The organism is Parasphingorhabdus marina DSM 22363 (genome assembly GCF_900128895.1).
Classification (GTDB): Bacteria; Pseudomonadota; Alphaproteobacteria; order Sphingomonadales; family Sphingomonadaceae; genus Parasphingorhabdus; species Parasphingorhabdus marina.
In genome coordinates, this window is the sequence record NZ_FSQW01000002.1 from 1023285 (window position 1) to 1037168 (window position 13884).

Genomic DNA, 13884 nt, shown 5'->3' on the forward strand with positions numbered 1-13884 from the left:
AACATGCAAGTCGAACCCACCAGCTCCACATGTGGCGCGCACATTACCGGCATTGATCTTTCGCAGGATCTGTCGGCCGACTGCGTGGCAGAACTGCGCGCGCACTGGGTGGAACACAAGGTCCTCGCCTTTCCGGGCCAGCAGCTGACGGATGATGATCTCGAGCGCTTCACGCAATATTTTGGGGATTTTGGCGAGGACCCGTTTTTCGGGCATATTGAGGGGCATGAGCATATCGCCGCCATTCAGCGCAATGCCGATGAAACAACGCCGATATTTGCGGAAATCTTCCATTCCGACTGGAGTTTCATGGATGTACCGCCAGCAGGAACGCTGCTCTACGGGATCACCATTCCGCCCCATGGCGGCAATACGCTGTTTGCCGACCAAGTGGCGGCCTATGAGCGGCTCCCCGACAAGTTGCGGGACACGGCTGGTGAGCTGACCGCGATCCACTCGGCCCGGCGCGGCTATGCACCAGGCGGGATGTATGATGCGGAGGATCAGGAATCGGGCCGCAGCATGAAAATCATCGCCAGCGAGCGGGCTCTCGAAACCCACGAACATCCGTTCGTACGCACCCACCGGGAGACGGGGCGCAAGGCACTGTTCAGTTCTGCGGCCTATATCATCGGCTTCGCCGGCATGCCGCAGGAAGAGAGCGACAAGCTGCTGATGGAATTTTATGCGCATCAGAGCGCCGAAGATCTCGTCTATTCTCACCCCTGGCAGAAGGACATGCTGGTGATGTGGGACAACCGGTCACTGCTGCATGCTGCAACCGGAGGATATGACGGCCATGACCGTCTGCTGCACCGCACGACAATTGCCGACACGGAATTCTAGGCGATCAGCCCAGCCGGCGTTCAATCGCATCCCAGATCATGCCGGACGTGTCCGTCCCGTTGAACTGGTCGATGGCGACGATGCCGGTCGGTGACGTGACATTGATTTCGGTCAGCCATTTGCCGCCGATCACATCAATCCCCACAAAGATCAGGCCCAGCCGCTTCAGATCCGGCCCCATGGCGGCGCAAATCTCTTTTTCGCGATCGGTCAGTCCCGCCGCTTCGGCATAGCCACCTTGCGCCAGATTGGAGCGGAATTCACCCTTGCCGGGTTTGCGGTTGATCGCCCCGGCGACCTCGCCATCCACCAGCACGATCCGCTTGTCGCCATCCTGCACTTCGGGGAGAAACGGCTGGATCATGTGCGGTTCCGGCCAGGTCTGATTGAACATTTCGGTCAGCGCACTCAGATTGCTGCCATCGTCAGGCACAAGGAATATCGCCTTGCCGCCATTGCCGTGCAACGGCTTGACCACCACGCCGCCATGCTCGGCCTGGAACGCGCGGATCTCGTCCAGATCCCGGGTGATCAGGGTCGGCGGCATATATTCCGCATAGTCCAGTACATAGACTTTTTCCGGCGCATTGCGGACCGATACCGGATTGTTGACGACCAGCGTTTCTTTCTCGATCCGCTCTAGCAGATGGGTGGCGGTGATATAGCCGACATCAAATGGCGGATCCTGCCGCATCAGCACGACATCGATATCCCGCCCGAGATCCAGTTTTACCGGATCACCAAATTGATAATGATCCCCCTTGACCGGTTGCACCTTGACCGGGTGCGCCGGCGTTGTCAGGCGTCCGTTTGCCGTCAGGGTCAAGTCCTTCACATCATAGTGAAACAGTTCATGCCCGCGCTCCTGCGCCGAGATCATCAGCGCGAAGCTGCTGTCACCCGCGATATTGACGTTTTCCATGGGGTCCATCTGGACGGCAATTTTCCGGGTCATTGGTCATTCTTTCTGTTGTTTCACCGCCAGATACCGGCTCGGCAAGCGCCTGTCGAACCATGAATTTGAGATCAAAATCCGTGCCAGACATTTTTCAAATGGGTCGGCAGGCGTCCGGGTGCAACCAAAATTACGTCGATGCGCGCATCTTCGCCGTTGCGGCAATATTCCGCAAACAGGATTTCCGCCGCCGCGGCAACACGTTTCAGGCGATGCTGATCAATGGCGAGGTCCAGATCTGCCTGTTTTGTCCGAGCCTTCACTTCGACGAAGGCCACCAAATTCCGGCGCCGGGCGATCAGGTCGACCTCGCCTTTCGGCGTCCGCACGCGTTCTGCCAGGATCCGCCAGCCGTGGAGCCGCAGCCAGGTGGCAGCGAATTTCTCAGCCTTGCGCCCGCGCTGCTCCGCCTGTTTGCGATTCACGGCGTCCCGCTTTCCTTCCATTTGCTTGCAAGCTCGTAGAGCATCTTCCGGTCGGCGCCATATTCGCGGGCCACTTCCCCAGCGGCCTTGGCGGCGGGCAGACGGGTCAGTGCGGATTTCAGCGCTGCTTCGACAGCTTCCGGGCTCGCCGGCTGCGCCGCCCCGGGCGGCCCGATGACAACCACAATCTCGCCTTTCGGTTTTTCATTTGCGTACTGATCCGCTAGGTCCGCCAGCGAACCCGTCACCGTCTCCTCAAATTTCTTGGTGATTTCGCGCACCACGGCCGCGTCGCGATCGCCGAGGCTGGCCAGACAGTCGCCCAGCATCGCGCCGAGGCGCGACCCGTTCTCATAAAATACCAGAGTCGCCTTCAAGTTCTGCAGATCGTCGAGTGCCGCCCGCCGCGCCTTGGTTTTGGATGGCAGGAAGCCTTCAAACAGAAACCGGTCACTGGGCAATCCCGACAATGTCAATGCCGCAATCACCGCACTGGGCCCGGGCACGGTACTGACCAGCACGTCTTCGGCCCGAGCTGCGCTGACCAGTTTATACCCGGGGTCTGAAATCAGCGGCGTGCCTGCATCGCTGACCAGTGCGACAATTTTACATCGGGCGGCGTCCAAAATCTCCGCGCGCTCCCGGGCACCTTTATGGTCGTTATAGACCATCATCCGTGCCTTTTTTCCAATGTGATTGAGCAGCTTACCGGTTACTCTTGTGTCTTCGACCAAAATCAGATCCGCGGCTGCCAGCGTGGCTTCCGCCCGCCGCGTCAAATCTCCAAGGTTGCCGATTGGCGTGGCAACGATATAGAGACCGGGTTGAATGGGAGCAGACATATGACCGTCATGGCAGACAAGCGCACAATTGGACAAGCCGAAACACAGCCCGCCGAAACACAGTCCAGTCGCGGGCGCCTGGCAAGATGGGCCGGGATGGCCGCGCTGGTTTTTCTCGCCGGTTGTCAGTCGATCGTTCCGCGTGGTGGCGAGCGCACCACAACGCCGACGGCGCCCCCTCCCCCGGTTTCGGGTCAGCTGCCGACGGATCAGACCCATCATCGCATCGCACTGCTGGTGCCGCTTACGGGCAAGAATGCCGGTGTCGGCCAGTCGCTGGCCAATGCCACGACCATGGCACTGCTCGACACCAAGGCCCAGAATATCCGGATGACCAATTATGACACGGCCAAGGGGATCACCGCCGCCGCCCGCAAGGCGATTGCGGATGGCAACAAGCTGATCATCGGTCCGCTCCTCAGCGACAATGTTGTGGCCACCGCGAATATCGCCCGGCCAGCCGGAGTTCCGATCCTGAGCTTCTCCAATGACGCCGGGGTCGCCGGGAACAACGTGTTCCTTCTGGGGCATATTCCGGCCCAGTCGATCAACCGGATTGTCACCTATGCCAAAGGCCGGGGCATGGACCGCTTCGCGGCTCTGGTCCCCAACGGAGTCTATGGCCAGCGGGCGTCTTCCACGCTGCTGAAGTCGGTCAAGGACGCCGGCGGAACCGTGGTCACCATCCAGAATTTCAACCGGGATTCCGCGTCTGTCGAAGCCGCCACGAAACGGCTCAACCAGAATGGCGAATATGATGCCATCCTGCTTGCCGACAATGGTGCCATGGCGATCCGCGCGGCGCCGATGATCCGCAAGAATGCCAGCGAGAAGGCAAAAATCCTCGGCACTGATCTGTGGAATACGAGCAGCAATCTCGCCGGTGCACCATCAATGCGCGGCGCCTGGTTCGCCAGCGTGGCCGATGGCCTCTATAGTCAATATGCGACCAAATATCGCAGCCGCTACGGCCGGGCACCATTCCGTCTCTCGAGCCTCGGCTATGATTCGGTGCTGCTGACCGTGAAGGTTGCCCAGAACTGGCGCGTGGGAACGCCTTTCCCGATCAATCAGCTGACCGACTCCGGCGGCTTTATCGGGCTGGACGGCGTATTCCGCTTCCGACGCAACGGGATTTCCGAACGGGCACTGGAGGTGCAGGAGATCCGCTCGGGCAGTTTCGCAGTGATTGACGCGGCGCCAAAAGGCTTCTGACACCCGTCGGCCTAGTGCCCTAGCCGATCTGCTGACCGGTGTCTTTCCAGTCGGCCAGGAAGCCTTCAATGCCCTTGTCGGTCAGCACATGCTTGAACAGACCGCGGATCACACCCGGCGGCATCGTCGCGACATCGGCGCCAATCCGCGCGGACTCCAGCACATGGACCGGATGGCGGATAGATGCGACCAGGATCTCGGTCTCATAGGCATAATTGTCATAGATCAGCCGAATGTCATCGATCAGCTTCATGCCGTCAAAGCCATTGTCATCATGACGACCGACAAAGGGCGAGATAAAACTCGCACCGGCCTTGGCGGCGAGCAGGGCCTGATTGGCCGAGAAGCAGAGCGTGACATTCACCATCGTGCCGTCGCTGGTCAGCGCCTTGCAGGTTTTCAGGCCATCAATCGTCAATGGCACCTTGATGCAGACATTGTCGGCAATTTTCCGCAAAACTTCCGCTTCCTTCATCATGCTCTCATGATCCAGCGCGACAACCTCGGCCGAAACCGGTCCGTCGGTGAGCCCGCATATCTCTTTGGTCACTTCCATGATGTCCCGGCCGGATTTCTTGATCAGCGAAGGATTGGTGGTCACGCCATCAACCATGCCGGTCGCTGCCAGGTCGGCAATTTCGGCGGTGTCGGCAGTGTCTACGAAAAACTTCATCTCTGTGCTCCTTGGGCGGCGCCAGCCCGGCTGACTAATATATCGGAACCGGCCTAACGCCTTTCCGATCAGTGTGAAACTGCCGGTACGTTCGACTGTGCAGAAATCTGTGGATAATTTGTGGGACAGATCGGGGATTGTTTTTCCCGACCACAATGGATCCGGCCACAATGGATGACGTGCGGAAAATGCCTGCCTATACCGGGCGCATGAATCGTGCATCCGACCGTGTCAGGGTCATCCTTCTCAACTCCGCTCTCGGGCCACTGGATTACCGGGTGCCCGAAGGCATGCACGCAGAGCCCGGTTCGATCGTCATGGCGCCGCTGGGTCCTCGCAAACTGCCGGGCGTGGTCTGGGAGGCGGACCGCTTTCCGACCGAGGAAATTGATTTCAAACGCCTCCGCCCGCTGCGCGAAGTCCGGGACGGCGTCGGCATTTCGGCACCTCTGCGGCGACTGGTCGAGTGGACGGCGGACTATTATCTGGCATCGCCGGCAGCCGTATTGCGGATGGTGCTGTCGAGCGGCGCAGCCTTTGCCGATGATCGCCCGATTGTCGAGTACCGGTTGAACGGAATGGTACCGGACCGGATGACCCCGCAACGGGAACAGGCCCTGGCTGCCCTGGCCGGTGAACAGGGAACGGTCAGCGAGCTGGCGAATATTGCGGACGTTTCTGTTGCCGTCGTCCGCGGACTGGAAAAGGCCGGAGCACTGGACCGGATTGAGGTCCCCGTTTTCGCAACGACTGATCTTCCTGATCCGGATCATGGCAAGATCGATCTGAACGAAGATCAAGCCCGGGTTGGCTCTGTACTGATCGAGGCGGTCCGGCAACGGGCCTACAAGACCTATCTGCTGGACGGCGTAACCGGTTCGGGCAAGACCGAAGTCTATTTTGAAGCCATTGCCGAGGCCTTGCGTCAGGATCGTCAAACGCTTGTCCTGCTCCCGGAAATTGCGCTCACCGAGCCGTTTCTTGACCGCTTTCGTACCCGGTTCGGCGCCGAACCGGTCGCCTGGCACAGCGGACTCAAACAGTCGGAACGCAAGAAAAACTGGCGGGCGCTGGCCGAAGGACAAGCGAAAGTTGTGGTCGGCGCTCGCTCTGCTCTGTTCCTGCCCTACCGGGATCTCGGGTTGATCATCGTCGACGAGGCGCACGAAGTCAGCTTCAAGCAGGAAGACGGCGTCCGCTACCACGCCCGGGATGTGGCGGTCATGCGCGGACTGAACGAGCAAATTCCCGTGGTGCTGGCGTCGGCGACACCGGCCATCGAGAGCCGGCACCAGGTCGAACAAGGCAATTATGAACTGCTTGAGCTGCCGGCCCGTTTCGGCGCGGCAAGTCTTCCGGACGTGGAAGCACTCGATCTCACCAGCGATATTCCGCCGCGCGGGTCGTGGCTGGCACCCACATTGGTCCGCGCGCTGGAGGACAATCTCGGCAAGGGAGAGCAGTCGCTGCTGTTCCTCAATCGCCGGGGCTTTGCACCGCTCACCCTGTGCCGGACCTGCGGCCACCGGATCAATTGTCCGAATTGCACCGCCTGGATGGTCGAACATCGCCTGACCCGGCGCCTCGCCTGTCATCACTGCGGCCATGTCATGCCTCAGCCGGAGAAATGCCCGGAGTGCGAAGACGAGGACTCGCTGGTGGCCTGCGGACCCGGCGTCGAGCGCATTTGCGATGAAGTGAAAGCCCTTTTTCCCGAAGCCCGGACGGCCATTGTCACGTCAGACACGATCTGGTCTCCCGCCAAGGCCGGAGAATTTGTCGCCAAGATGGAGGCCGGCGCGATAGATATCGTCGTCGGAACACAGCTGGTCACCAAGGGCTACCATTTCCCCAATCTGACGCTAGTGGGCGTGGTCGATGCCGATATCGGGCTGGAAGGCGGCGACTTGCGCGCCGCCGAACGCAGTTTTCAGCAAATCGCGCAGGTGGCTGGTCGCGCCGGGCGGGCGAGCAAACCGGGCCATGTCTATGTCCAGACCCGCATGCCGGATGCACCGGTGATACAGGCCATCATCAACAATGATCGCGACGGCTTTTACGCCGCCGAAATCGCCTCCCGCCGGGCGGCTGCGGCTCCGCCCTTCGCACGACTCGCCGCGATCATCGTGTCTTCGGAGGACAATAGCGAGGCGATGGAGACTGCACGGCTGATCGGTCAGACGGCACCCAGTGCGGAAGGATTTGCCGTCTTTGGCCCGGCCCCGGCCCCTTTGGCGATGTTGCGTGGCCGCCATCGCCACCGTTTGCTGATCCACGCGCACCGCTCGGTTGAGCTGCAAAAACTTGTCCGCGAATGGCTGGAGGATCTGGAATGGCCGCGCGCGGTCCGGGTGGGCGTTGATGTGGATCCCTACAGCTTTGTTTGACCATGACTGAGCAATTTCATTTTGAAAAAACTTCCGATTTCCCGCATGGGCAGATCATGATCAAAAAACTGGTTCTGTTTGCCACTCTGCTAGTCACCGGCCTGTTTTCGGGGCCTGCCCAGGCAGACCCTGCGGACATCCAGGCCGCCAGCCGGTCCGTCGTGCGGGTGGTTCTTGCAGCCACGGACGGGGACAAGGTCGCCTTTGTCGGTCATGGCAGCGGCTTTGCGGTCGCACCGGACAAGATTGTGACCAATGCCCATGTCGTCGAAATCGCCCGCAACGAGCCGACGGTGGTCATCGGAATCATCCCGTCGCAGGGCGGCAAGAGCTTCGGCGGCAAGGTTATCGCCTATTCCCCGGGCAACGACCTCGCGCTGATCCAGGTGCAGGATGGCGGGCGGATCCCGGCCATGACCGTGTTCAGCGGACCGGTTGCCGATGGCGCCAGCGTCATCGCTGTCGGCTACCCCAGTTCGGTCGACCGGGCGCAAGGACTGGACCTCGATGACCTGATCAATCCCATGTCCCCAGTCAAAACGCGCGGCTCGGTTTCCGGCGGCCGCTCGACGCGGGAATTCGACACGATCCTCCACACGGCACCCATTGCCAGCGGAAATAGTGGCGGGCCACTGATCGACAATTGTGGCCGGGTGCTGGGTGCCAACAGTTTTGGTTCGCTTTCCGACGGGAATGATGCCGAGTTCGGTTTTGCAGTGTCCAATCGCGAGATCATGGCCTTTTTGCGCAAAGCTGGTGTCGCCGCCAATGCGGCGTCGACGCCTTGCCGCTCTTCGGCAGAAATTTCCCGCGAAGAGCAAGCCAGGGAATTCGCCGCCCGCGCCAAAGTCGAAGCCGCGCGTCGGGCGGAAGCTGCCGAACGGGAGGCGCTGGAAGAAAGCCTGAGAACCTCGATCTCGCAGGACATTATCGTCGAACGCGAAAACCAGATGGCGCTGGCGGCACTGATGCTGTTCCTCTCGCTCATTGCCCTGGGGGGCGCAGCCTGGCTACTGATGCAGCAGAAGATTAATCCGGCCAAGGCGGCGGCGGCTGGCGCTGGTGTGCTTTTCCTGGGTGCCATTCTGGTCTTTATCGCCCGGCCGTCCTTTTCGGAAATCGATGACCGGGTGGCTGTCGCGATGAAGGAACAGATGCCGGACGAAGACGAGGAAAACCCGCAAACAGGCAAGGCCCAACCGGGCAAATATATCTGCCGGCTCAATCCCGACCGCAGCCGGATCACCGTTTCGCAACTCGACGAGGTACCGTTTGAATGGGCGGAAGGCGGATGTGTGAACGGACGCACGCAATATGCCCGCGACGGCGGCCGCTGGTCCCGGATATTCGTGCCCAATGAAGAGCAGACCGTGACGATCAGCAGCTTCGATCCCGCGCGCTCGGAATATATCACCGAACGCTATCTGCTCGACCTGATGACCATGACCCGGGCCCGGGATATTCGCAAAAAATACGGCAACAAGGCCTGCACGGCGGATGCACAGGTGCTGTCCGATATCGAAGACATGGTCCGCGCCATCCGCGTTGAATTGCCCGGGCAAGCCAATGAACGGCTGGTCTATGAGTGCTCCAAAACAGAGTGATCTATAGCCCGGCGCCCTTGGAAAGCTTTCTGGCACGTGCCCTCACAGAAGCAGCCGGGTCATTGCCTGCCGCAATGATCAGTTCGTTCGCTTCCACCAGGTCGGGGAAATCCAGACCAATGCGTATCAATGCATCCAGCGACCACGCGCGCAGGAAAGGCCGCTTGTGATCCACCAGTTTTCTGAGCCAGGAAACCATGAGTTTTGCCTGCTGCCTGCCGAATGACAGATATTGCACGGACTGGCATATATGCAATTGCGCGTCCCAGATCGTTATCTTCCCAAGCACGCCCAAAATCTGGTCGACCTGTTCAGGCGAAAAGCTTTTTCCTTTCTCCAACGCTGACTTCATCAGCCATGTTGCCCTGCTCGAAACATTATTGTCATTGCTTCCCGCCAGATCGATCAGACTGGAATGATATGATCGATCCTGCTGGAGTTCAGCTTCCATTTCACCGAGAATGGTTGTTGCCCGGCCATCGAAAGCGGAAAGACGAGTCTCCAGCTTCCGGTGATACTGGGGATCAACGCTGGTCAAGCCTCTTCCTTCTCCAGGAGCTTCTCCTTGATCTCCAGTCCATAGGCATAACCGCCCATGCTCCCGTCACTCCGGATCACGCGATGGCAGGGAATCAGGACAGCCACATTGTTCGCGCCATTGGCGCTGCCAACCGCGCGTACGGCCTTGGGTTTGCCGATGGCCGCAGCAATCTCGGCATAGCTTCGGGTTTCGCCGGCGGGTATGTTCTGCAGCTCGCGCCAGACCGCTTCCTGAAAAGCGGTGCCTCGGACATCGAGGGGAATATTCGCGGCTTTTCCCGGATGCTCGACAGATTGCACAACCTGCTGGGCCAGCGCGGCAAATGCCGCGTCCCCGGATTGCAGGTCCGCTTTCGGAAAGCGGTGTCGCAGATCCGTTTCATCTTCGTTGAACGAAAGGCAGCACACACCTTTTTCTGTCGCGGCCAGCAACATGTCGCCGAGGCTGGTCGGCACCACTGCCCAGCGGATCGTCACGCCCGCCCCGCCATTTTTCCAAGCGCTTGCCTGCATACCCAGCCTCTCTTTCGTTTCGTCATAAAATCGCGATGCCGATCCATAGCCGGCGTCATACAAGGCTTCGGTGACCGTCGCGTCCTCGCGCAGACCGTCCCAGACCCGTTCGCGACGCAGGGCGCGGGCATAGGCGGCGGGGGACAAACCGGTGTCGCGCTTGAATATCCGTTGCAAATGGGAAGGCGAGTAACCCGTCACCTGCCCCAGTTCCGTCAGTGTCGGCGCTTTTTCGGCCATGCGGATGGCATCTATCACGGACTTGACCGCGGCCTCGTCCCGGGCAACCTCTTTCGGCCGGCAGCGCAAACAGGCCCGCAATCCGGCGGCTTCCGCCTCTTCCGCCGTGACAAAAAAGCGCACGTTTTCCCGGCGGGGATGGCGGGCGGCGCAGGACGGGCGGCAGTAGATACCGGTGCTGAAAACCCCGGTCACAAACCGGCCGTCAAAGGTGCGATCGCGGGCCGACATGGCTTTCCAGCCAATGGTCTCGTCAAATGTGGATTCGTGCCTGATCATGATGACCTTTTGCCAGCCTCCGCAACGGCGCGCATCCCGTATCTTGCGATCAAAGCAAATTATTATCCGGGAGGTAATTGAAAGCCGCCGAAAACTCCCCATTTTCGTTGCGAGTGAAATGATTCAGAAACCGATCTTGCATCGCAGCAAAATGGTTGCTAGACGCCGCGCATCCGTGGGCGGAATCGCACGATTTTCGGCCATCGAACGGACCACATCAGGAACGGTTTTCAAGCCATTTTTCAAGGCCGCAATACAGGCCAGGGAGTGACAGACGCGTGGAGAATTCCAGCGGTATACGGGCAAGTTTGGCGGGTCGTTATGCGACGGCTCTTTTTGAACTGGCCACCGAAAACAAGGCCATCGACACAGTCGAAACCAGCCTTGCCTCGCTGAAGCAGGCGATTTCCGAATCGGAAGACCTGTCGGCGCTTACCAGCAGCCCGGTTGTTTCGCGGGAAGATGCCGGCAAGGCGATTGCCGCCGCCGCATCCAGCCTTGGGCTCGACAACCTGACCACCAATGTTCTGGGCGTACTGGCGGCGAACCGCCGGCTCGATCAGATCCCGGCGCTGGTCCGCGCGTTTACAACGCTGGCTTCCGGCCATCGCGGCGAAGTCACCGCAGAAGTCACTTCGGCGCACCCGCTGGAGGACAGTCAGATTGACGCGCTGAAGGCGCAGCTCAAGAAACGTGTCGGCAGCGATGTCAGCGTTTCCACACAAGTCGATCCGGATATTCTGGGCGGCCTGGTCGTAAAGATCGGCAGCCAGATGATCGACAGCTCAATTAAAACTCGTTTGAACACCCTGTCTCAGGCCATGAAAGGCTAAAGGAAGAATATAATGGACATTCGCGCAGCAGAAATTTCAAAGGTCATCAAGGACCAGATCGCCAATTTCGGCAATGAAGCCCAGGTTTCCGAAGTGGGAACCGTGCTGGCTGTTGGTGACGGTATCGCCCGTATTCATGGCCTCGACCAGGTGCAGGCCGGTGAGATGGTCGAATTTTCCAACGGTATTCAGGGCATGGCGCTGAACCTCGAGGCGGACAATGTCGGCGTCGTGATCTTCGGCTCTGACGCCGAAATCAAGGAAGGCGATGTCGTCAAGCGGACCGGTACCATTGTGGACGTTCCGATCGGCAAGGAACTGCTCGGACGCGTTGTCGACGGCCTCGGCAACCCGATCGACGGTAAGGGTCCGATCGAAACCAAGGAACGCAGCCGGGTGGAAGTCAAGGCGCCGGGCATCATCCCTCGCAAATCCGTGCACGAACCCGTGCAGACCGGCCTCAAGGCCCTCGACGCCCTCGTCCCGGTTGGCCGTGGCCAGCGCGAGCTGATCATTGGTGACCGTCAGACCGGCAAGACCGCTGTCGCCATCGACACGTTCATCAACCAGAAGACGGTCAATGAATCCGACGATGAAGGCAAGAAGCTCTACTGCATCTATGTCGCAGTCGGCCAGAAGCGCTCAACCGTTGCCCAGATCGTCCGTCAGCTGGAAGAAAACGGCGCAATGGAATATTCCATTGTCGTTGCCGCTTCGGCCTCCGAACCGGCTCCGCTTCAGTATCTCGCCCCCTATACCGGCGTGACCATGGGCGAATATTTCCGCGACAATGGCATGCACGCCTGTATCGTGTATGACGATCTGTCCAAGCAGGCTGTGGCCTATCGCCAGATGTCCCTGCTGCTGCGTCGTCCTCCGGGCCGTGAAGCTTATCCGGGTGACGTTTTCTACCTCCACAGCCGCCTGCTCGAGCGTGCTGCGAAGATGAACGAGGACAACGGGTCCGGTTCGCTGACCGCGCTGCCGATCATCGAAACCCAGGCTGGCGACGTTTCGGCCTACATCCCGACCAACGTGATTTCGATTACCGATGGTCAGATCTTCCTCGAAACCGACCTGTTCAACCAGGGGATCCGCCCCGCGATTAACGTGGGCCTGTCCGTGTCCCGTGTGGGTTCCGCCGCGCAGACCAAGGCGATGAAGAAAGTGTCCGGTTCGATCAAACTCGACCTCGCACAATATCGTGAAATGGCCGCTTTTGCGCAGTTCGGTTCAGACCTCGACGCCTCCACGCAGAAATTGCTGGCGCGCGGCGAACGCCTGACCCAGTTGCTGAAACAGGCACAGTTCCAGCCGCTGCCGTTCGAAGAGCAGACCGCATCCATCTATGCCGGCACCAACGGTCACCTCGACGATGTCGCGGTTGATGATGTTGTCCGCTACGAGGAAGCCATGCTGGCGCACATGCGCAGCGAGCATGCCGATGTTCTGAAAACCATCCGGGACAGTGGCGATCTGGCCGATGACACCAAGGCATCGCTGGAAAGCGCTTTGGCAGCATTTGGCAAGACGTTTAGCTGATTGTGCTCCGGCAAAGGCCGGAGGCCAGTCGATAAAGACTCTGGACCCCGGCCTTCGCCGGGGAACAACATTGAAGGACAAGACAGGATAATGGCCAGTCTTAAAGAACTGAAAGATCGGATTGAGTCGGTCAAATCGACCCAGAAGATCACCAAGGCCAAGAAAATGGTCGCAGCCGCAAAATTGCGTCGGGCGCAGCAGGCTGCGGAAGCCGCGCGGCCCTATGCCGAGCAGATGGAAAAGGTGATGTCGAGCCTTGCCTCCAAGGTTTCGATTGATGAAAATTCATCGAAGCTGCTGGCAGGCACCGGCAAGCTGGAAACGCATTTGCTGGTGGTAGCGACTTCGGATCGCGGCCTTTGCGGCGCGTTTAACGCCAATATCGTAAAGGAAGCCAAGGTTAAGGCCGAAAAGCTGCTTAAGGAAGGCCATAAGGTTCTGTTTTATACCATCGGCCGCAAAGGCGTTCCGATCCTGAAGCGCGCCTATCCCGACAAGATGCTCGAGCATTTCGATACAACGAACGTCAAGACACCGGGCTTTGAAGAAGCCAAGGCGATTGCCGCGGAACTGACTGCGCTGATCGACGACGGCAAATATGACGTCGCGCATCTCTTTTACGGAAAATTCAAATCGGCGCTTGTTCAGGAACCAACAGTTCAGCAGATCATTCCGATACCTGTTCAAGAAGGCGCTGTTTCCGAAGCTGAAGGCGCCGTTGACTATGAGCCAGACGAAGAAGAAATTCTCGCCGAATTGCTCCCGCGCAACCTGACGACCCAGATTTTCGGCGCATTGCTCGAGAATATGGCGTCGGAACAGGGCGCATCGATGACCGCCATGGACAATGCGACCCGCAATGCCGGCGATCTGATCGACAACCTCACCATCGTTTACAACCGCAGCCGCCAGGCCGCGATCACCACCGAACTGATTGAAATTATCGCTGGCGCAGAAGCGCTCTAAAGCACGTACGCAAGGAAACGGAAA

The 13884-nt window shown here is 59.4% G+C and carries 13 protein-coding genes; 7 read left to right on the plus strand and 6 right to left on the minus strand.

Translation table 11 applies throughout. The features are described 5' to 3' along the window. Positions 1-3 precede the first annotated feature (3 nt). Positions 4-846: a TauD/TfdA dioxygenase family protein gene (locus BUQ90_RS14645; protein ID WP_239447444.1), complete on the plus strand. Its 843-nt coding sequence runs from the start codon at positions 4-6 to the stop codon at positions 844-846. A gap of 4 nt (positions 847-850) precedes the next feature. On the opposite strand, the gene gshB is transcribed toward BUQ90_RS14645, so the two are convergent. The 3 genes from gshB to rsmI all read right to left on the minus strand — a co-directional run bounded on the left by gshB (position 851) and on the right by rsmI (position 3068). Beyond that, positions 851-1801, minus strand: coding sequence for a glutathione synthase (gshB, locus tag BUQ90_RS14650; RefSeq protein ID WP_074205872.1), 951 nt, complete (start codon positions 1799-1801; stop codon positions 851-853). A 71-nt stretch (positions 1802-1872) separates the two neighbouring features. Beyond that, positions 1873-2226 (minus strand): YraN family protein, encoded by a 354-nt coding sequence (locus BUQ90_RS14655; RefSeq protein ID WP_074206461.1) that lies wholly within the window; start codon positions 2224-2226, stop codon positions 1873-1875. Further along, positions 2223-3068, minus strand: a complete 846-nt coding sequence (gene rsmI, locus BUQ90_RS14660; protein ID WP_074205873.1) for a 16S rRNA (cytidine(1402)-2'-O)-methyltransferase — start codon at positions 3066-3068, stop codon at positions 2223-2225. The genes BUQ90_RS14655 and rsmI overlap by 4 nt, the downstream gene beginning before the upstream one ends. Here rsmI and BUQ90_RS14665 point away from each other — a divergent pair, their 5' ends adjacent. Continuing rightward, a complete protein-coding gene (locus tag BUQ90_RS14665) occupies positions 3069-4283 on the plus strand; it encodes a penicillin-binding protein activator (RefSeq protein WP_338044543.1) in 1215 nt (404 codons plus the stop codon). Positions 4284-4302: 19 nt separating this feature from the next. Here the strand turns inward: BUQ90_RS14665 and fsa are convergent, their stop codons facing one another. Continuing rightward, positions 4303-4956: a fructose-6-phosphate aldolase gene (gene fsa, locus BUQ90_RS14670; protein WP_074205874.1), complete on the minus strand. Its 654-nt coding sequence runs from the start codon at positions 4954-4956 to the stop codon at positions 4303-4305. A 170-nt stretch (positions 4957-5126) separates the two neighbouring features. On the opposite strand from fsa, the gene BUQ90_RS14675 reads away from it, so the two are divergent. Next, positions 5127-7343, plus strand: coding sequence for a primosomal protein N' (locus BUQ90_RS14675; RefSeq protein WP_420812023.1), 2217 nt, complete (start codon positions 5127-5129; stop codon positions 7341-7343). 56 nt (positions 7344-7399) lie between these two features. Next, on the plus strand, positions 7400-8947 hold the full coding sequence (locus BUQ90_RS14680) for a trypsin-like peptidase domain-containing protein (protein WP_074206464.1): 1548 nt from the start codon (positions 7400-7402) through the stop codon (positions 8945-8947). Between the two features lies 1 nt (position 8948). Here the strand turns inward: BUQ90_RS14680 and BUQ90_RS14685 are convergent, their stop codons facing one another. Then, on the minus strand, positions 8949-9485 hold the full coding sequence (locus tag BUQ90_RS14685; RefSeq protein ID WP_074205875.1) for a hypothetical protein: 537 nt from the start codon (positions 9483-9485) through the stop codon (positions 8949-8951). Beyond that, positions 9482-10519: a bifunctional DNA-binding transcriptional regulator/O6-methylguanine-DNA methyltransferase Ada gene (gene ada / locus BUQ90_RS14690; protein ID WP_074205876.1), complete on the minus strand. Its 1038-nt coding sequence runs from the start codon at positions 10517-10519 to the stop codon at positions 9482-9484. The genes BUQ90_RS14685 and ada overlap by 4 nt, the downstream gene beginning before the upstream one ends. A gap of 278 nt (positions 10520-10797) precedes the next feature. Between ada and BUQ90_RS14695 the strand changes: the two genes are divergently transcribed. The 3 genes from BUQ90_RS14695 (at position 10798) to BUQ90_RS14705 (ending at position 13860) form a co-directional block, all read left to right on the plus strand. Next, complete coding sequence (locus BUQ90_RS14695) at positions 10798-11352, plus strand: F0F1 ATP synthase subunit delta (RefSeq protein ID WP_074205877.1); 555 nt, start codon at positions 10798-10800, stop codon at positions 11350-11352. Positions 11353-11364: 12 nt separating this feature from the next. Further along, positions 11365-12894 carry a F0F1 ATP synthase subunit alpha gene (atpA, locus tag BUQ90_RS14700; RefSeq protein WP_074205878.1) on the plus strand — a complete coding sequence of 510 codons (1530 nt, stop codon included), beginning with the start codon at positions 11365-11367 and terminating at the stop codon, positions 12892-12894. 90 nt (positions 12895-12984) lie between these two features. Further along, positions 12985-13860, plus strand: a complete 876-nt coding sequence (locus BUQ90_RS14705) for a F0F1 ATP synthase subunit gamma (protein ID WP_074205879.1) — start codon at positions 12985-12987, stop codon at positions 13858-13860. The last annotated feature ends 24 nt before the right edge of the window (positions 13861-13884 follow it).